Raw genomic sequence first — 17,787 nt, 5'->3', positions numbered from 1 at the left:
TATGAACAACCTTATCAGAGTGGGAATTATTGAAGACAATAATTACCTGCTGGAAAACTACCGCGAATTTTTTTCTCATTACAATGATATTGAGCTGCTCTTTAGTTACCAGAGTTTGGAAGACTGGGAAGCAACGACTCAGCAGACTGATGATCCAGATGTGATTTTGCTGGATCTGGTATTGCCAGGTAAAAACGGAATGGAAGGAATAGGCCTGCTTCGGCGGGCCTTTCCATTGGTGAAAATCCTGGTAATATCGGGAGACGATCGGCAGGAAGCGGTGGTGGATAGCCTCAAACTGGGAGCAAATGGCTTCCTGGTAAAACCCGGGCAATTTGCGGAAGTGTATAGGGCGGTGGTGGACGTTTTCAGGGATAGCGCTTATTTATCCCCAAAAGCGGCATTTCGGGTAGTAGCTCATATTGGTAGCCGTGTGGAGGATCAGCTTGCCAAACGACTAACCAAAAGAGAACTGGAACTAGTTCTTTTATTAAGGGAAGGATTAACATATAAAGAGCTGGCAGAGAAAATGTTCGTATCGGTTTATACCGTGAATCACCATTTGAAAAAAATCTATGCCAAACTAAATGTCGAAAGTAAGAGTCAATTAATAAGCAAAGTGCTGAATAAAAGTTTTTAATGGAGAAGACCTTTTGTTTTATTATTCCCAGAACACCCCGACAGTATAGAACGGAGTTCAGGGATTTTTTGTGGAGGCAAACCGTACAATCTCTTAGGAACCAATTATACGGGAATTGGTGGGCTATAATAATAGGAGAACGCGAGGAATTGGGAGATAACCGCTTTTATTTCGTGGAACAGGACATGGTTCCTAAAAAAAAGAAGCTTATTTATGCTTTGGAATATTTAAAAGGAATGGAAAGGATGCCGGATTACCTGATCCGGCTGGATGATGATGATCTTTTTTCAGCTAAGGCTCTTGAGCAGTTGAAAAATCAGGAGGCTGATTGCCTGGCAGACTTTTACCATAGTTTTATTGAGATAATTACCGGTAAAATTACGCAGCAGCAACGCAACTGGCTGGCGAATACCGTGGCTCATAAAACGGAACATGCTTACCAGTTGGTGGATTCTTCTGATCCTGAGTCCTATCTCCTGGTGCAGGATCATAGCCAGGCCTGGCAACCATATTATGAAGGATTGCGGGTTCATTATATCAATAAAATGGAGCCGTTTTATGTACGGATACTGTCACCGGTATCAATCACTTCTCAGGCTGCCGGTAAAACTGGTAAGGCGGCCAATGATTATCTCCAATATCTGCTGGGGTTCGGAAGCTGGTCGACCAAACCAACCGAAATAAAAGGGTTTGAAAAGGCATTGGAGGGGCTGAAAGATGCAGGAGCATATTTACCTGAATTAGGGATGCCAGAATTTCGTTTTCCTGTTTTATCCCTTTTAAAAAACCAGCTAATGGAATTCTTGCGTAAGGATTATTAGATTGTAAATTTGATCATTATTACTCAAATGAGTAGTAATTGTAGGAATATGTGGCAATACTTTTGCACGGTCGAAAAACGCATGCCAGAACCTGTTGATTATCATCCTATTTAAGGGTAACTAGCAGTGCTGACTACCTTGGTAGTCAATTGATATTCTATTGTTTATACCTTACCCTGGTTGCTAATATGTGACTGAGGAGGCGAAGCTATACTTAAACCAACCATGAATACAGACAGAAAAATTGCGGTTATCGGCCTAGGATATGTAGGCCTGCCGCTGGCAGTGGAGTTTGCCAAAAAATTCCCCACCGTAGGATTTGATATTAATGAGAGAAGGGTAAATGAATTAAATCAAGGAAAGGATTTTACCCTGGAAGTATCTGATGAGGACCTTGCTTCAGTAAAAGGGAAATTGCAGATTTCCTGTACCCTTGATGATCTCAAGGAATGTACTCGTTTTATTGTAACGGTACCAACGCCAGTAGACCGGTATAATCAGCCAGATCTGACTCCTTTGAAGAAAGCCAGTGAAACGGTTGGGAAAGTATTGAAAAAGGGCGATATCGTTATTTATGAATCAACCGTTTACCCGGGAGTAACGGAGGACTATTGTGTTCCGGTACTCGAGAAGGTAAGCGGTTTGTTATTTAATAAAGATTTTTTTGCAGGTTATTCTCCCGAGCGGATCAATCCAGGTGATAAGGAGCGTACTCTGACGAAAATTCGCAAAATCACCTCTGGTTCTACTCCGGAAGTAGCGGCCGAGGTAAATGATTTGTATTGCTCTATCATTACCGCTGGAACATTTCAGGCAGCATCCATAAAAGTGGCGGAAGCGGCCAAAGTAATAGAGAATGCGCAGCGTGATATTAATATCGCCTTTGTAAATGAGTTGGCCAAGATTTTCAACCGCTTACATATTGATACCAGGGCGGTATTGGAAGCTGCCGGAACCAAGTGGAATTTTTTGCCTTTCCAACCAGGACTTGTAGGTGGGCATTGCATTGGGGTGGATCCTTATTACCTTGCGCAAAAGGCGCAGGAGACGGGGTATCATCCGGAGATTATTTTGGCCGGACGCCGTATTAATGACGGTATGGGTGAATATGTTGTATTACAGGTAATCCGGCAGTTAAATCGAAGGGGATTACCGGTAGTAGGGGCCAAGGTGCTGATATTGGGACTGACTTTTAAAGAAAATTGTCCGGATATCCGGAATACCAAGGTGGTGGATATTGTACATCATTTGCAGGACCAGGGTGTAGAGGTGGATATTTATGATCCATGGGCAAGTAAGGACGAAGTGGTACATGAATATGGATATGCCATATGTACTGATTTTAATGAGTTGGGTAAGGACTATGATGGTGTTATCCTGGCAGTAGCCCACAAGCAGTTCCTGAATGGAACCAATTGGCGTGACAAACTGAAGTCGAATGGTGTATTATATGATGTAAAAGCAGTGTTGCCGGTTGGTGTAGCAGATGCGAGATTGTAATAATTAAGATAAGTACAAATAATGAAGGTATTAGTAACTGGAGGAGCCGGCTTTATTGGTAGTCATATAGTGGAGGCTTTGAAATTGCGGAATGATGTTTCGGAGATAAGGGTATTAGATAATCTGAGTACCGGGCACTATAAAAATATCGAAGAATTTATTGATCATAAGAAAGTAACGTTTATTGAAGGGGATATTCGAAATGATGAGACTTGTGCAAAGGCTGTTGAAGGTGTTGATATAGTTTGTCACCAGGCAGCATTAGGGTCCGTACCAAGAAGTATTCAGGATCCTGTTACATCTCACAACGTGAATGTAAATGGTTTTTTGAACATCCTGAATGCCGCACGTTTAGCAGGAGTTAACAAGATGGTGTATGCCTCGTCTTCTTCCGTTTATGGTGATTTGAATGAATCTCCTAAAGTCGAAGATCTCACGGGGAAATTATTATCACCCTATGCCGCAACCAAGATGGCGAATGAGTTATATGCTGAGGTATTTGCAAAGTCATATGGGATGCAGATATGCGGTTTTCGATACTTTAATGTGTTTGGTCCACGCCAGGATCCCAATGGCCCATATGCAGCAGTTATTCCCTTATTTTTTAAAGCTGCGCTGGATGGGAAATCGCCAAAAATTAATGGTGATGGAACCATTACACGTGACTTTACATTTGTGAAAAATGTCGTGAATGCAAATTTGGCGGCCATGCTTGAGTTTGAAGATATAGGGAAACACCATGTATTCAATATTGCATGCGGGGAAACTACCAGCCTGAACCAATTGTGGAATTTAATTTCAGAAATCTCACAATGCAATATTGAGCCGGAGTATGGTCCGGTAAGGAAAGGAGATATTCTTCACTCACTGGCAGATGTTTCCAGGGCTCAATCCTTATTGGGATATGATAAATTGACCACTGTTCGGGATGGTTTGGAATTAACGGCGGAGTGGTACAAATCAACATCTATTGCATAAATAACTTATTGATGAAAATAGAAAAAATAACCTGTCTGATTGCTGTAGTAATGTTGCTGTTAGTTTCATGTACAACTTCAAAGCAAATGGTTTACATGAATGACCTTAAGGCTGATTCAAGTATAACTAGTGAACTGTTAAAGGCCAGGGCAAGTTTTGAATCAAAAATTCAAAAGAATGATCTTTTATGGATAAATGTTGGAGGACCAAATAGCGCAGATCTTGTAGCATTGAATAGTGCGCTTGGAATGCCAACTCAGGGAGGGGCAGGGGTGTTATCGCAGGCAGGCTCACAGGTGGTTGGGTATTTAGTAGAAGCAGACGGAAGTATAAAAGTTCCTTATGTTGGTAAAGTAAAAGCGGAAGGTTTAACAAGGTTGGAGTTGGAAGAAATTTTAACTAAGGAGTTTACCGCTTACACAAAAGATCCAACCGTAAATGTTCGGTTTATGAATTATAAAATTACTGTGATTGGTGATGTAGCACGCCCGGGAACTTTTAGTATGCCCAATGAACGTGTTACAATTTTGGAAGCGTTAGGACTTGCCGGAGATCTCACAGTTATGGGAAAAAGAGAGTCTGTATTGGTTATACGCGAAGTGAACGGTGAACGGACAATTGGACGTGTTAACCTGCTTTCAAAAGACTTATTTACCTCCTCTTTTTATTACCTTAATACAAATGATGTTGTTTATGTTGAGCCTGCGCCAGCAAAATTTTTTGCTAGAGAGCGGCTTCCACAATTCATTTCCCTTGCAGCGGGGAGTCTGTCATTATTAGCAATCATTCTAAGTTTAAGAAATTAAATTCAGTGAAAGAATATTCCCAAAGCGATCGTATTTCAACTAGTGATCCTATTGGTTCAACAACCAATGAAAGATTATCACTTCAATCGATAGCATTACGTATCATTAAGTACTGGCCACTATTTATTGTAGCTGCCTGTTTAAGTATTGCTGCCTCGTATTTGTATTTGAGATATTCGTCTAAATTATACAGGATTCAGGCAAGAGTTGTAGTAAATGATGATGACCAGGAGAAGAGCAGTAGTGGATTATTAAGATTTCAGTTTGATGGTGCTGCAGTGTTAAGTGAAACTGAAAAAGAGGTGGAAATAATGCAATCCAGAACACTGCTTTCTTTAGTTGTAAAAAAATTGTCATTACAAGCTTCGTTCACAAAACAAGGAAAAGTAAAAAATACTGAAATTTATGGAGAAAATTCACCATTAAGTTTAACACTGTATGAGCCTGACAGCGTAAAACAATATTATACGGGTACTGTAACCTTATCACAAAGCGGAATGGTGGAATATCTGGGTCAGGTCTATCCATTGGATAGTTTGGTTAGATCTCCATTTGGTATTATTAGGTGGAAAATGATTAAGCCATGGAATGCTTCGGAAAATTTAAAATTGGATATTTCAACCTTAACGCAGGCTACAAAAAAGTTAAAACAGGGTATAAAAGTTACACCTATAAACAATCAAAGCTCAATAGTTGATATTGTCATGCTGGATGAAGAGCCGGACCGTGCTAAGACAATTCTTTTTTCTCTTCTTGAAATTTATAGTTCAAATTATGTGGATTTTAAGAGAAGAATAGCTCAAAATACACTTGAGTTTGTTGATGGAAGACTAGGTTTAATTTCTACTGAATTAAATGACGTTGAAAATAATCTGGAAGAATTTAAATCTCAAAAAGGAGTAGTCGATCTATCCGCCGAGGGGCAGATCTTTTTGAACCAGGTTGCTCAAAATGATATAGAACTATCAAAGATATCTGTTCAGCTTCAGGTGCTGGATGAGTTACGGAAGTACGTGTCAAGAAGAAATAATGATACGGTTCCAATTCCTGCTACGCTCGGCTTAGAAGATCCATTGCTACAATCCTTGTTGAATCAGCTTTACGAATCTGAATTTGAGCTGGAAAGAATTACTCAGGTTTCAGGGCCAAAAAATCCGCAAATTGAAGTAATTGAGAATAGGATTTCAAGATTAAAACCTAGCATCATTCAGAGTATAAATAATTTAACTGCAAACCTTAGGCAGAGTCAGGCTAGCTTGGCCAGAATCAATAATACAAATGAATCTGCGCTAAGAAAATTGCCCAAAAAAGAAAGAAAATTACTGGATATAAGTAGGCAGCAAACTATTAAAAACAGCATTTACACTTTTCTTTTGCAGAAAAGAGAAGAGGCAGCTATTCAATCGGCATCTATTGTTCCCAATAACAGAGTTATAGATGCACCTGAAATGATGGGTTTGGAAAGTCCAAAGCGAATGTTAGTCATGTTATTGAGTTGGGGAGCGTTTTTTACTCTGCTTGCTTTGTTCATATTTATTAAAGAATTTTCAAACCCGTATTTTCAGTTTAGGGAAGATTTGCAGAATTTAATTCGAAGGCCAATTGTTGGCGAACTGATTTATTCATCTGAGAATGATAAGGGAGTTGTGGTAAAGCCTGGTAACAGAGATACCATAAATGAACAATTTAGGGAATTAAGGACTAATATTTCATTTCTTCGTAAGGATCAAAATTCTCAATCAGTACTAATTACTTCTTCAAAATCGGGGGAAGGGAAGAGTTTTATATCAGTAAATCTTGCAATAACATTGGCGAATGCCGGACGCAAAGTAGTATTGCTGGAATTTGATTTGCGTAAGCCCAAACTACATCAACATTTGGGGGTTAGTAATTATAGTGGACTTAGTAATTATTTAATTGGTGATCTAACAGTCGAAAGTATTATTAAACCAGTAGAAAAATTTGAAAACCTGTTTATTATTCCTTCTGGCCCACTTCCTCCAAATCCTTCCGAATTGTTAATGCAGGATAAGATGGAAGAATTATTTTCTTATTTAAAACAAAATTTTGAATACCTGATTGTAGACGCACCGCCAGCAGGGCTAGTAACAGATGCCAAACTTATTGGCCCTTTTGCAGATACCTGCTTATACGTTGTACGGTATAATTATACTGAAAAGGGCTTTGCTAAGCTAATTGATGATTTGAGCAGAAACAGTTCACTTCCTTCTATAAACATTGTATTTAATGCTGTATCATTAAGTAATGGTTATGGCTACGGTTATGGTTATGGGTATGGTTATGGCTATGGGTACGGCTATGAGGAAGTTGCAAAAAATAAGGTTGGAATAATTGGTCGAATTCGTAATTTTTTTAAGAAAAGTAAGATATAATGGAGTTGAAGAATAAGAAAGTTTTGGTTACTGGGAGTGATGGATTTATTGGAAGTCATTTAGTTGAAGAGCTAGTGAAAGAGGGCGCAATAGTTCGCGCATTTGTGTATTATAATTCATTTAATTCGTGGGGTTGGCTGGATTCATTACCCAAAGAGCTATTAGAAAGGATTGAAATTTTTAGTGGAGATATCAGGGATACCAATGGAGTTCGAACTGCAATGCAAGGAATGGAGGTGGTGATGCACTTGGCCGCTTTAATAGCCATCCCATTCAGTTATCATTCTCCTGAATCCTATATTGATACAAATGTAAAGGGTACATTAAATGTAGTTCAGGCCGCGAAAGATTTGGGAGTTGAAAGAATACTAGTTACTTCCACTTCAGAAGTTTATGGAACTGCTCAGTTCGTTCCTATCACGGAAAGTCATGCTAAGCAGCCCCAATCGCCTTATTCTGCTTCAAAAATTGGTGCCGATGCTATAGCGGATTCGTTTTTTAGGAGCTTTAATTTGCCAGTTACTATTGTTAGGCCTTTTAATACGTATGGTCCCAGGCAATCCGCGAGAGCGGTAATTCCTACTATCATAACACAATTGTTAAGTGGTAAAGAGGAAATTAGTTTAGGGGATCTTACACCTACCCGTGATTTGCTTTATGTAAAGGATACAGTTAGAGGATTTATTGCAATTTGCAAATCTGAAAGTCTTGTTGGTCATGAGGTTAATATTGCAACGGAATCTGAAATTAGCATTGGTGATCTTGCAAATGAATTAATAACGCAGATTAATCCAAAGGCTAAAATAACTGGTGATAAACAAAGACTACGGCCTGAAAAGAGCGAAGTCTTCAGATTATACGGATCGAATATCAAATTAAAAGAGAATACTGCGTGGCAGCAGGTTTACTCTCTTAAGGAGGGATTATCCGAAACGATAAATTGGTTTAGAGATTCCAAAAATCTCAGTAGATATAAAGCTGACATTTACAATATATAGGATATAAATGCGATACAATCGTACAATAGATTTTATAAAAGGACTTTATCTGGATAAATCATTTATTCCGCTTCATGAGCCCAAATTTATAGGAAATGAAAAGAAATATGTAATTGATGCGATTGATTCAACATACGTTTCATCAGTTGGTGAATACGTAAATAAGTTCGAATCAATGATGGCCGAGTATATTGGCTGTAAATATGCCATTGCCGTTGTAAATGGAACTGCAGCGCTTCACATGAGCCTGCTTTTGGCTGGGGTTGAACCGGGTGATTTAGTTATTACGCAGGCATTGACTTTTGTTGCAACTGCAAATGCAATTAAATATGCAGGAGCTGACCCTCTCTTTTTAGATGTAGATCTAGATACTTTAGGTCTCTCTCCGGTTGCTTTTAGAAAATTTTCCAAAGAAATTGATTTGGTGAATGGAGTTGCCATTCATAAGAAATCGGGAAGGAGAATCAAAGCCTGTTTACCAATGCATACATTTGGATTTCCTTGTAAAATTGATATTCTGGCTGACATATGTAAAGAATTGAATATCGCATTAATTGAAGATGCGGCAGAAGCAATTGGTTCTGAATATATGAATCAGAAATGCGGTTCATTTGGTTTGTTGGGTACATTTAGTTTTAACGGAAACAAAACTATTACATGTGGTGGTGGGGGAATTATTGTTACAAATGATGATGAACTGGGCCCGCTTGCTAAACATCTGACAACACAGGCAAAGATTCCGCATAAGTGGTTTTTTAACCATGACTATATAGGTTACAATTATCGTTGTCCGAATTTAAATGCTGCGATGGCGTGTGCACAACTTGAAGTTTTGGAAAGGTTTATCCAAAATAAAAGGGAAACTGCAGAAATTTACGAACAGCATTTTATTGAATCTGAAATTGAATTTTTGAAGGAACCAGTTAAATCCAAATCAAATTATTGGTTGAATTCAATTTTACTACCTGATTTAAATGAAAGGGATAGATTTTTAGAAGAAACAAATAGTGCTGGTGTGATGACCAGGCCGATATGGACATTATTGAACAAACTTCCAATGTTTTCAGCTTGCGAAGCAGGTGAATTAAATACGAGTTTAGCAATCGAATCCCGTTTAGTAAATATTCCAAGCAGTGTCAGGATATAGGGCTTTTTATTTAATGGGATATTCAGGGCATGCAATGGTTGTTGCTGATAGCATTATTGCAAACAATGATAATATTCTTGGTTATTTTGATTACGCAGAGGCGGTTAATAATCCGTTTAATTTGCCTTACGTTGGTTTTGAAAATGATTGTGATTTGAATTTTATCGTTGGTGAAAATTATTTATTTCCATCAGTTGGTAATAATGCTGTGAGGAAAAAAATCATAATGCTTCTTGAAAACAAGAGGTTAAAACAATCGACAATTGTACATCCATCAGCAATTGTTTCAAAATACGCCCAAATTGAAAATTCTACATTTATCGCTCCGCGAGCTGTTGTGAATGCATTAGCTTTCGTTGGTAAAGGAGTTATTTTGAATACAGGTTCAATCATTGAACATGGCTGTTCCATTGGCAATTATTCACATATTGCTCCCGGCGCTGTTCTGGCTGGAGATGTTATGATTGGGAATTCATGTTTTATTGGTGGAAATTCATTTATTCGCCAGGGACAGAAGATCGGGAATAATGTCATTGTTGGCGCTGGTTCGGTAGTTGTGGATAATATTGAGGATAATCAGGTATGGTTTGGCATTCCGGCAAAAAGGTATAAATAAATGGGAAACAAGGTATTAATAATAGCAGAAGCAGGTGTAAATCATAATGGTGATTATAACCTTGCAATTGAACTAATTGATGCTGCAGTTAATGCTGGCGCTGATTTTGTAAAATTTCAAACTTTCAAGGCCGAGAAATTAGTTAGTAAGTCGGCATTATTGGCTCAATATCAAGCAGATAATTTAGGTAACGCCTCGGTTACCCAATACGAAATGCTTAAAAAACTTGAGATTCCAGAGCTTTGGCACGTTTCCTTGAAGGAGTACGCAGAAGGTAAAGGGATTCAATTTTTGTCTACGGCATTCGATGATGAAAGTATCGACTTTTTAGATGACTTGGGTTTGTCTTTTTTTAAAGTACCTTCTGGAGAACTTACGAACAAGCCGTATCTGATTCATATTGCTTCAAAAAGAAAGCCTGTTATTTTATCGACTGGAATGGCAGATATGAGTGAAATTCAGGATGCGATCGATGTGCTAATAACTCATGGGATAGAAAAAAAGCAAATCACTGTTCTTCATTGTAATACTGAATATCCTACACCCATGAAGGATGTTAATCTTCTGGCAATGTTGGATATAAAAAATAAATTTAACGTACAAGTAGGATATTCGGATCATACGCTCGGAATAGAAGTTCCGATTGCGGCTGTTGCATTGGGTGCTTGTGTAATTGAAAAACATTTCACATTGAATAGGTTGTTGGATGGTCCAGATCACAAAGCGTCACTAGAACCTAATGAACTCTCAGCTATGGTGACGGCAATTAGAAATGTTGAATTAGCAACTTCTGGAACAGGCCGTAAATTTCCAACAGATTCGGAGCTTCGAAATAAAAATATTGCCCGTAAAAGTATACATATTAATAAAACAGTAAAAAAGGGGCATATTATTTCAAATGAGGATTTAATTATGAAAAGGCCTGGAGATGGAATTTCCCCTATGGAATTTACAGAGGTTATTGGCCTTCGTACCAAATTTGAATTACAAGAAGATACAAAGTTAACATGGGATCTGTTAGAAAGATAGTAATTGGTGTTCTGACTAGTTCTAGGGCAGATTTCGGCATTTATTTGCCGTTGCTGAATGAAATTAAAAAGGATGATTCTACATTTGAATTAAAACTCATTGTATTTGGCACACATCTTTCAAAGTATCATGGTCACACTAAAACTGAAATTTTAGCATCCGGTTTTCATATTGATTATGAGATACCCGGTTTGTTGTTAACTGATGATAAAGAATCAATTGCTACTTCTTTTTCAATTGTTTCTAACAAATTCGCTGCATTTTGGTCTAATTATAAGGAGGTTTTTGATTATGTTCTTTGTTTAGGTGATCGATTTGAAATGGCAGCAGCTGTTGCTTCAGGTATACCATTTAATTTACGATTCGTCCATTTTCATGGAGGAGAGACTACGCTTGGGGCCATTGATAATATTTATAGACATTTCATTACACTCGCATCAACTATTCATTTAGTTTCTACTGATCAATTTAAGAAACGCGTAACAGAGATAACCGGGTCTGATGGCAGGAATTGTTTTGTTGTTGGTTCGTTAAGTATAGCCAACTTGAGGGATGCAAAAATTTTAAAGCCACTTGAATTTAAACAAAAATGGAACATAGATTTAATTGAAAAATTTATCCTTGTAACCGTACATCCGGAAACAGTTGCTGCGGAAAAGAACTTGCAATTTGCTGATGAATTATTTAAAATTCTGGAGTATCTGTCAAAGGAATGGCAAATTGTAATTACAATGCCAAATGCCGACACTGATGGAACCGTATTTCGCGAAATGTTTCATAGATTAAAGAATCAACATAGTAATAAAATACATTTAATAGAAAATTTTGGCACTGTCTCCTACTTTACGTGTTTGAAATATGCTGATTTTTTATTGGGAAATACTTCTAGTGGAATTATTGAAGCAGCTTCATTTGGTAAATATGTAATTAATCTTGGTGACCGTCAAAAAGGGCGTTTGGCTGGTGAAAATGTATTGACTATTCCTTTCAATTTTGATAAAGTTATTGAAGGCGTTAAAAAAATATCCGGAAAAGAATATTCTGGTGAAAATATTTATTATAAAGAAAATTCGCCCCAACAAGTAATTCAAATATTAAAATCACTGATTTAATGTTGTCATTCAGGAGACATTTGATTCATAAAAACGCAACCGTCAGAGATGCCCTAACGAGATTGGATGCTTTAGCATCTGATGCCATTTTATTTCTTATTGAAGATGATGATAAGTTAATTGGATCATTAACGGATGGAGACTTACGAAGAGGATTTATCAATGGTCTTGGATTTGATGATTTATTGATCAGGTATATTCAGCCTAATCCAAAATTTGTAAACAAGACGAATTATTCATTAAAGGAGATTGTAAGCTATAGAGAAAAGAATATCAATATTTTGCCTGTTTTAAATGATTCAAAACAAATCGTAAATGTTATTAACTTAAGGCATCTTAAATCTTATTTACCGGTTGATGCTATAATTATGGCAGGTGGCAGAGGTGAGCGGTTGAAACCACTAACAGATACTATACCAAAACCTCTTTTACCTGTAGGAGGTAAAGCAATTATTGAACATAATGTAGATCGTCTTCATTTATTCGGGGTCGATGATATTTGGATATCTGTCAGATATTTGGGTGATAAGATAAAATCCCATTTAATGGATGGTGCAGAAAAGTCTTTGAGAATTCAGTATATAGAAGAGGAGACTCCCTTGGGTACTGTTGGTGCAATTAAATTGGCTAATGGTTTGACCCATGACTCAATTTTAGTGATGAATTCTGATTTACTCACCAATATAAACTTTGAGGATTTTTATTTATTCTTTGAGAAAAACCAGGCAGATATGGCTGTTGCATGTATCCCATATCAAGTGAATGTTCCATATGCAGTTATGGAAACAAATGAATATATAGTTACTGGATTTCGTGAGAAGCCAACGTACACTCACTATTCAAATGCAGGGATATACTTGATGCGTAAGTCTGTCCTGGATTTTATACCGGATGGGGTTCATTTTCATGCTACAGATCTTATGCAAACGTTGCTTTCCAAAAATAAGAAAGTGTGTGCTTATCCACTTATGAATTATTGGTTAGATATTGGGAAGCATGAAGATTACAAAAAAGCACAGGAAGATATACTGCATTTAGCTCTATGAAACCTTTAGTTGTAATACCTGCAAGAGCTGGCTCGAAAGGCCTTCCTAATAAAAACAAGAAATCTCTTAATGGCAAACCTCTTATTGTGTACACACTTGAGGCAGCTATGTGTGTATTTCCTAAAGAACAGATATGTGTATCAACAGATGATCCTGAAATAATTCAATTATCCAAAGAGGCAGGTCTATTCGTTCCTTTTGTTAGGCCAGCTCATCTTTCTGGTGACACTGCCAGTTCGGTGGATGTTTTGATTCATGCAATTGAGTATTATAATTCAATTGGTTATTTTGCTGATACGGTAATTTTATTACAACCGACTTCTCCTTTTCGGGATAAAATTCATATCACGGAAGCATTGCAATCTTTTAGTGAGGGTATAGAAATGGTTGTATCAGTAAAAGAAGCAAAATCAAATCCATATTTTTCTTTATTTGAAGAGGACGAGAACGGTTATTTGAGACCTAGCAAAGAAGGTGCATTTATTCGAAGGCAGGATGCCCCTGTAGTTTGGGAGTATAATGGTGCAATTTATATTGTAAACATTGAAGCACTGAAGAAATTTGGATTTCGAGGATTAACTCGTATTAAAAAGTACCAAATGGACCGTATAAGCTCATTGGATATAGATGATGAGATGGATTGGAAAATTGCTGAAATAGTTTGTAAAGAAATTCATCGAACGATTCAAGAAAAGACTAATGCTGAATAGAATCAAAAAGGCTATTAATCCTGCTCTGGCTAAAAAGATGTTTGTTTATATTGTTTCAGATGGTATTGCCAGAGCCATGCCTTTTTTAGTTATGCCGATTTTGGCAATATATATGATGCCGGAAGAGTTTGGTATTGCCAGTAATTATATTGTTTTTACGCAGTTGACTGGTTCTTTAATTAGTTTAAGTACTTATTCCTATTTTTCTGTAGATTTTTATAAAACGAATGAATCAGATAAACCGCATCTTCTTTCGAATTTAATTTATTTAAATTTATTTATTACAATCGGATGTTTGATTCTAGTTCCATTTTTATCTGGAAAACTTCAGGAGTGGTTCTACATTTCAATTGAGTGGCAATTACTCGCTTTGTTAATGATGTTCTTTTCTGCCGTAATTGAGTTATTTACTATTTATTTACGATTAGCAGAAAAGGCAAGATTATATGGTAAATTTCAGTTTATCAGATCATTTTTGTCAGCTGGTTTAAGCCTTCTTTTTGTTGCAGTATTTCTTTGGTCTTGGCAAGGAAGAATATTTGGGTTGTTACTAACAAATCTTTTTATTTTTTTAATATCAATTTTCTTTTTCAAGAAGGCTGGACTTCTTTCGGTTGAGCTGGAGAAAAAACGCATTCTAAACGCGTTAAAGTTTGGATTACCATTGTTGCCACATAAATTGTCTACTTGGATTTCTTCAGGTTTTGAGAGAATATTTATTACTAAAAAGATCGGAATTACAGATACTGGTTTATATTCTTTTGGAGCCAATATTTCTTCTGCAATGACCCTTTTTGTTAATTCCTTTTTCAATGCATTTACCCCTTATGTATACAAGCAATTAAGCTCAAATGAGTTAGAGAATGATAAACTCAATCAGATTAAAAAAAGCATGGTTGTTAAATCATATTTTGCAACACTTGCATTTGCATCTATTCTAGTTGTTTGTTACTTTTTACTGTACTACTTTGTTAAGCTGTTTTTTAATGAGGCTTATGGACGTTCATTAGTTTATCTACCCTATTTTTTAATTAGTATTTTTTTTTCTTACGTTTATAGTTTGTTTTCGATTTATATATTTTTTAGTAAAACAACAAAATTACTTGGCATATTTACAATTTCAGTAGCATTGGGAAGAGCGATCATAACTATTCCATTAATTACTCATTTTGGTACAATTGGAGCCGCGTACGCAGGCGTAATTGGGTCGTTTTCTAAAGCAATTATTGTTGCGGTATATTCAGATAAGGTCTACCCTATGCCCTGGCTAAGTATTTTAAGAAGCAGATTGAAACTTCATGAAAAATAGGACTATATTATTTTATTTCACCTGGCAGTTAAGACCGGTTCATCATGGAATAGTAATTGAAAAACTTCATTCATTACTTGAAGAAAATAAGGATGCAAATATTCACTTTCTGATATGTACGGGCCAAATGAAACCATGTTATACAAACAGGACTGGTGACAGTGGTCAGTGCAAAGTTTGCAGCTTTCATTCAAATGCCGCATTAAGTCAATTTGGAGATAGATTAAAAGTTGTTACTATTAATGAGCCTGAGAGTGAATTTAAGAATGAATTCAAGTACAATTCTATTCAGGAAATTAAAGATATTGTTTATCGTAATGTAAAGATTGGGTATGGTGCACTCTCATCTTACATTTCTTTTACGCGTAATCTCGAGCCAGAATTTGATGAAAATTTTAGAAGCTATTTTGATTCATTATTAAGTAATCAGATTAATCTGACTAACAGAATAATAGATTTATATGAATTACACAATTATGAAAGCATCATTTTTTTTAATGGAAGAACAGCTGATACCCGACCCCTTTATGATATAAGTAGAAATTTCTCTATTCCCTTCATTTCACTTGAGTTAATTAAAAAGAGCGACACCAATTATTTTATTAATGAATTTCCAAACTGTTTGCCTCATGATATTGAATATCACCATAAGAGATTAATGGAAACCTGGGATAATTCCTCTATGAGTTTGGAAGAAAAAATTGAAAGTGGGTCTAGATTTTTTGAAAACAGACGGAATGGTGTCCTCACTCGTGATAGAAGGGTATATACAGCTCATCAAATTCAGAATTTACTTCCGGATGATTGGGATAATTCAAAAAAAAATGTTGCGATATTTAATTCATCCGAGGATGAGTTTGCTGCTATTGGTGATATATTTGAAATGAAGGCAATATTCAATTCACAGGAAATAGGTTTAATTAAAATATTAGAATATTTCAAACACGATTCCGATTTTGTGTTTTATTTCCGTATTCATCCCAATTTAGCTTCCGTTAAATATCAATACCATCTTAGACTGTATAATTTGGAAAATAAATACAAGAATCTACGAATCATTGGTCCAAAAGATAAGGTAAGCACATATGCTATGATTGATTCGGCAGATAAAATTATTGTATTTGGATCAACAGTTGGTGTGGAGGCAACTTATTGGAATCGCCCTACTATTTTATTGGCTGGTTCATTTTATTATCATTTAGATGCAGCATATAAGCCTAAGACATTTGAAGAGTTGATTTCTTTATTAAGAGACAACGAACTTTTACCTAAGAATAAAGTAGATGCAATTAAGTATGGTTTTTACATGATGAACTATACCCAATACACTAGACAAAACAAATTTAGTCCTAAGCCTTTAAGAATTTTTGGTATAAATCTTGGTTTGGTTCATAATCATTTAAAATTATTGGGTAGCAGTACTTTATTTAAAATCATCGAATTTTTACTTAAGAGATGGACTCAGTTGTTTTCATCTAAAAAATGCAGTATCCCTGTTCAGGAAAATTTAAATGCCACCTAAGAAATGAATGTTCTGTTTCTTATCCATACGGAGTACCACTTAATGGTAATTGCGAGTTTTATTCAACAATATTTTAGAGAGCAAGATAAATTTAATGTTTATGTTATTATACAGGTAGACCCGAATAAGAGTCGTTTCAAGTTTAAAATAGACCCAAAATTACTTGGCGCGAAAGAAATTATTGTTGTGCAAACAGCTAAGGATAATTTTGTGTATGACTATAAAATAAAAGAAGCGATTAATGAAGTAATGAATAGAAAGTATATTGAATATATTTCTTTTTTGGAACAAACTGCCCTTAATTTTTATTTTGTTAGTAAATTAAGAAAGACTGGATGTAAAATTTGTTTGGCTCCCGAAGGCACAAAGCCATATATTAATATTACAAAGTTTGCTATAGGGTCTAGGTTGAAGGCAACTATCAATAACTATCGGTTTTTAATAGCTCAGAAACTATATATCAGCGACTTGTATTTTGTTAGTAATAGGAATGGTTTTCTCAAGCATACTGATGAGGTCTGGATTAATCACGCTGAATCTTATTCAAACATAACCAGGAAAAAAGTAGTTCCAGTTGATGTATTGAAAGACAAAGAGGCAATTTATGCAGTGTCTAAATTATTCAATTTTGATGTAACCGATCATTTTTGTAAAACTGATGGTATTATTCTGTATTTAAACCATTGGGTTGTTGAGTTTAAGATTTATGATTATGAAATTAAAATGCTTGAAACCATACGTTCCATGTATCCGGACAAACCAATACATATCAAGTTACATCCATCTACTCATGAATTTCAGTTAAAACGTTTGGAAAAGATTCAGGGAATTGAGATTAACAGGAGTACAATTCCTGCTGAATTATTTATTGCATCAATTAGTAATAGTATAATTTTTAGTTTTTGGTCAGCATCATTACTGCTGCAAAATGAATCTTGTAAATTTTATTGGTGTCATAAATTGTTAGAAAAGGAAGGTGTTATGATGGATTGGTGGTCTATTGTTAATCCAACAAAACACATAAAAGAAGTTGAGTCTATTGAACAGATCAAATTCTAAAATTGTGATTTCAAATTTAAACATAAAAGAGAGCATATATTTTAGACCATATGCTATTTGGATTATTTTCTTTATTAATCCTTTTTTATGTCTATTATTAT

Annotated in this window: 16 protein-coding genes; all 16 read left to right on the top strand. The window is 35.9% G+C overall.

The genetic code is table 11. The features are described 5' to 3' along the window. Nucleotide 1 precedes the first annotated feature (1 nt). Nucleotides 2–640, top strand: coding sequence for a response regulator transcription factor (locus MD536_RS16085; protein WP_239601981.1), 639 nt, complete (start codon nucleotides 2–4; stop codon nucleotides 638–640). Then, nucleotides 640–1,461, top strand: coding sequence for a glycosyltransferase family A protein (locus MD536_RS16080; RefSeq protein WP_239601977.1), 822 nt, complete (start codon nucleotides 640–642; stop codon nucleotides 1,459–1,461). The genes MD536_RS16085 and MD536_RS16080 overlap by 1 nt, the downstream gene beginning before the upstream one ends. Before the next feature lie 225 nt (nucleotides 1,462–1,686). Beyond that, on the top strand, nucleotides 1,687–2,961 hold the full coding sequence (locus tag MD536_RS16075; RefSeq protein ID WP_239601976.1) for a nucleotide sugar dehydrogenase: 1,275 nt from the start codon (nucleotides 1,687–1,689) through the stop codon (nucleotides 2,959–2,961). A 21-nt stretch (nucleotides 2,962–2,982) separates the two neighbouring features. After that, entirely contained in the window at nucleotides 2,983–3,939 is a 957-nt protein-coding gene (locus tag MD536_RS16070; protein WP_239601973.1) for an SDR family oxidoreductase, read from the top strand. A gap of 11 nt (nucleotides 3,940–3,950) precedes the next feature. Further along, on the top strand, nucleotides 3,951–4,745 hold the full coding sequence (locus MD536_RS16065; RefSeq protein WP_239601972.1) for a polysaccharide biosynthesis/export family protein: 795 nt from the start codon (nucleotides 3,951–3,953) through the stop codon (nucleotides 4,743–4,745). 5 nt (nucleotides 4,746–4,750) lie between these two features. Beyond that, on the top strand, nucleotides 4,751–7,138 hold the full coding sequence (locus MD536_RS16060; protein WP_239601969.1) for a GumC family protein: 2,388 nt from the start codon (nucleotides 4,751–4,753) through the stop codon (nucleotides 7,136–7,138). Next, nucleotides 7,138–8,136, top strand: coding sequence for an NAD-dependent 4,6-dehydratase LegB (locus tag MD536_RS16055; protein ID WP_239601967.1), 999 nt, complete (start codon nucleotides 7,138–7,140; stop codon nucleotides 8,134–8,136). Before MD536_RS16060 ends, MD536_RS16055 begins: the two co-directional genes overlap by 1 nt. 7 nt (nucleotides 8,137–8,143) lie before the next feature. Next, nucleotides 8,144–9,283, top strand: coding sequence for a LegC family aminotransferase (locus MD536_RS16050; protein WP_239601965.1), 1,140 nt, complete (start codon nucleotides 8,144–8,146; stop codon nucleotides 9,281–9,283). Next, nucleotides 9,270–9,899, top strand: a complete 630-nt coding sequence (locus MD536_RS16045) for an acetyltransferase (RefSeq protein WP_239601963.1) — start codon at nucleotides 9,270–9,272, stop codon at nucleotides 9,897–9,899. Before MD536_RS16050 ends, MD536_RS16045 begins: the two co-directional genes overlap by 14 nt. Beyond that, a complete protein-coding gene (gene neuB / locus MD536_RS16040; RefSeq protein ID WP_239601961.1) occupies nucleotides 9,900–10,928 on the top strand; it encodes an N-acetylneuraminate synthase in 1,029 nt (342 codons plus the stop codon). After that, complete coding sequence (neuC, locus tag MD536_RS16035; RefSeq protein WP_239601959.1) at nucleotides 10,907–12,040, top strand: UDP-N-acetylglucosamine 2-epimerase; 1,134 nt, start codon at nucleotides 10,907–10,909, stop codon at nucleotides 12,038–12,040. The genes neuB and neuC overlap by 22 nt, the downstream gene beginning before the upstream one ends. Further along, nucleotides 12,040–13,086 (top strand): nucleotidyltransferase family protein, encoded by a 1,047-nt coding sequence (locus tag MD536_RS16030; RefSeq protein ID WP_239601956.1) that lies wholly within the window; start codon nucleotides 12,040–12,042, stop codon nucleotides 13,084–13,086. The genes neuC and MD536_RS16030 overlap by 1 nt, the downstream gene beginning before the upstream one ends. Beyond that, on the top strand, nucleotides 13,083–13,796 hold the full coding sequence (locus MD536_RS16025; protein WP_239601955.1) for an acylneuraminate cytidylyltransferase family protein: 714 nt from the start codon (nucleotides 13,083–13,085) through the stop codon (nucleotides 13,794–13,796). The genes MD536_RS16030 and MD536_RS16025 overlap by 4 nt, the downstream gene beginning before the upstream one ends. Next, nucleotides 13,786–15,105: a lipopolysaccharide biosynthesis protein gene (locus MD536_RS16020; RefSeq protein ID WP_239601954.1), complete on the top strand. Its 1,320-nt coding sequence runs from the start codon at nucleotides 13,786–13,788 to the stop codon at nucleotides 15,103–15,105. Before MD536_RS16025 ends, MD536_RS16020 begins: the two co-directional genes overlap by 11 nt. Next, nucleotides 15,095–16,627, top strand: a complete 1,533-nt coding sequence (locus MD536_RS16015) for a hypothetical protein (RefSeq protein ID WP_239601953.1) — start codon at nucleotides 15,095–15,097, stop codon at nucleotides 16,625–16,627. The genes MD536_RS16020 and MD536_RS16015 overlap by 11 nt, the downstream gene beginning before the upstream one ends. A gap of 3 nt (nucleotides 16,628–16,630) precedes the next feature. Then, nucleotides 16,631–17,686: a polysialyltransferase family glycosyltransferase gene (locus tag MD536_RS16010; protein ID WP_239601952.1), complete on the top strand. Its 1,056-nt coding sequence runs from the start codon at nucleotides 16,631–16,633 to the stop codon at nucleotides 17,684–17,686. Nucleotides 17,687–17,787: the final 101 nt, after the last annotated feature.

It is taken from the genome of Flavihumibacter cheonanensis (assembly GCF_022352215.1).
Taxonomy (GTDB): Bacteria; Bacteroidota; Bacteroidia; order Chitinophagales; family Chitinophagaceae; genus Flavihumibacter; species Flavihumibacter cheonanensis.
This window is presented reverse-complemented; position numbering and strand designations above follow the sequence as displayed.

What these genes read in the sequence shown, in the direction of transcription:
- MD536_RS16085 (WP_239601981.1), top strand. Translation starts at nt 2, where the DNA reads ATGAACAACCTTATCAGAGTGGGAATTATTGAAGACAATAATTACCTG.
- MD536_RS16080 (WP_239601977.1), top strand. Translation starts at nt 640, where the DNA reads ATGGAGAAGACCTTTTGTTTTATTATTCCCAGAACACCCCGACAGTAT.
- MD536_RS16075 (WP_239601976.1), top strand. Translation starts at nt 1,687, where the DNA reads ATGAATACAGACAGAAAAATTGCGGTTATCGGCCTAGGATATGTAGGC.
- MD536_RS16070 (WP_239601973.1), top strand. Translation starts at nt 2,983, where the DNA reads ATGAAGGTATTAGTAACTGGAGGAGCCGGCTTTATTGGTAGTCATATA.
- MD536_RS16065 (WP_239601972.1), top strand. Translation starts at nt 3,951, where the DNA reads ATGAAAATAGAAAAAATAACCTGTCTGATTGCTGTAGTAATGTTGCTG.
- MD536_RS16055 (WP_239601967.1), top strand. Translation starts at nt 7,138, where the DNA reads ATGGAGTTGAAGAATAAGAAAGTTTTGGTTACTGGGAGTGATGGATTT.
- MD536_RS16050 (WP_239601965.1), top strand. Translation starts at nt 8,144, where the DNA reads ATGCGATACAATCGTACAATAGATTTTATAAAAGGACTTTATCTGGAT.
- neuB (WP_239601961.1), top strand. Translation starts at nt 9,900, where the DNA reads ATGGGAAACAAGGTATTAATAATAGCAGAAGCAGGTGTAAATCATAAT.
- neuC (WP_239601959.1), top strand. Translation starts at nt 10,907, where the DNA reads ATGGGATCTGTTAGAAAGATAGTAATTGGTGTTCTGACTAGTTCTAGG.
- MD536_RS16030 (WP_239601956.1), top strand. Translation starts at nt 12,040, where the DNA reads ATGTTGTCATTCAGGAGACATTTGATTCATAAAAACGCAACCGTCAGA.
- MD536_RS16025 (WP_239601955.1), top strand. Translation starts at nt 13,083, where the DNA reads ATGAAACCTTTAGTTGTAATACCTGCAAGAGCTGGCTCGAAAGGCCTT.
- MD536_RS16020 (WP_239601954.1), top strand. Translation starts at nt 13,786, where the DNA reads ATGCTGAATAGAATCAAAAAGGCTATTAATCCTGCTCTGGCTAAAAAG.
- MD536_RS16015 (WP_239601953.1), top strand. Translation starts at nt 15,095, where the DNA reads ATGAAAAATAGGACTATATTATTTTATTTCACCTGGCAGTTAAGACCG.
- MD536_RS16010 (WP_239601952.1), top strand. Translation starts at nt 16,631, where the DNA reads ATGAATGTTCTGTTTCTTATCCATACGGAGTACCACTTAATGGTAATT.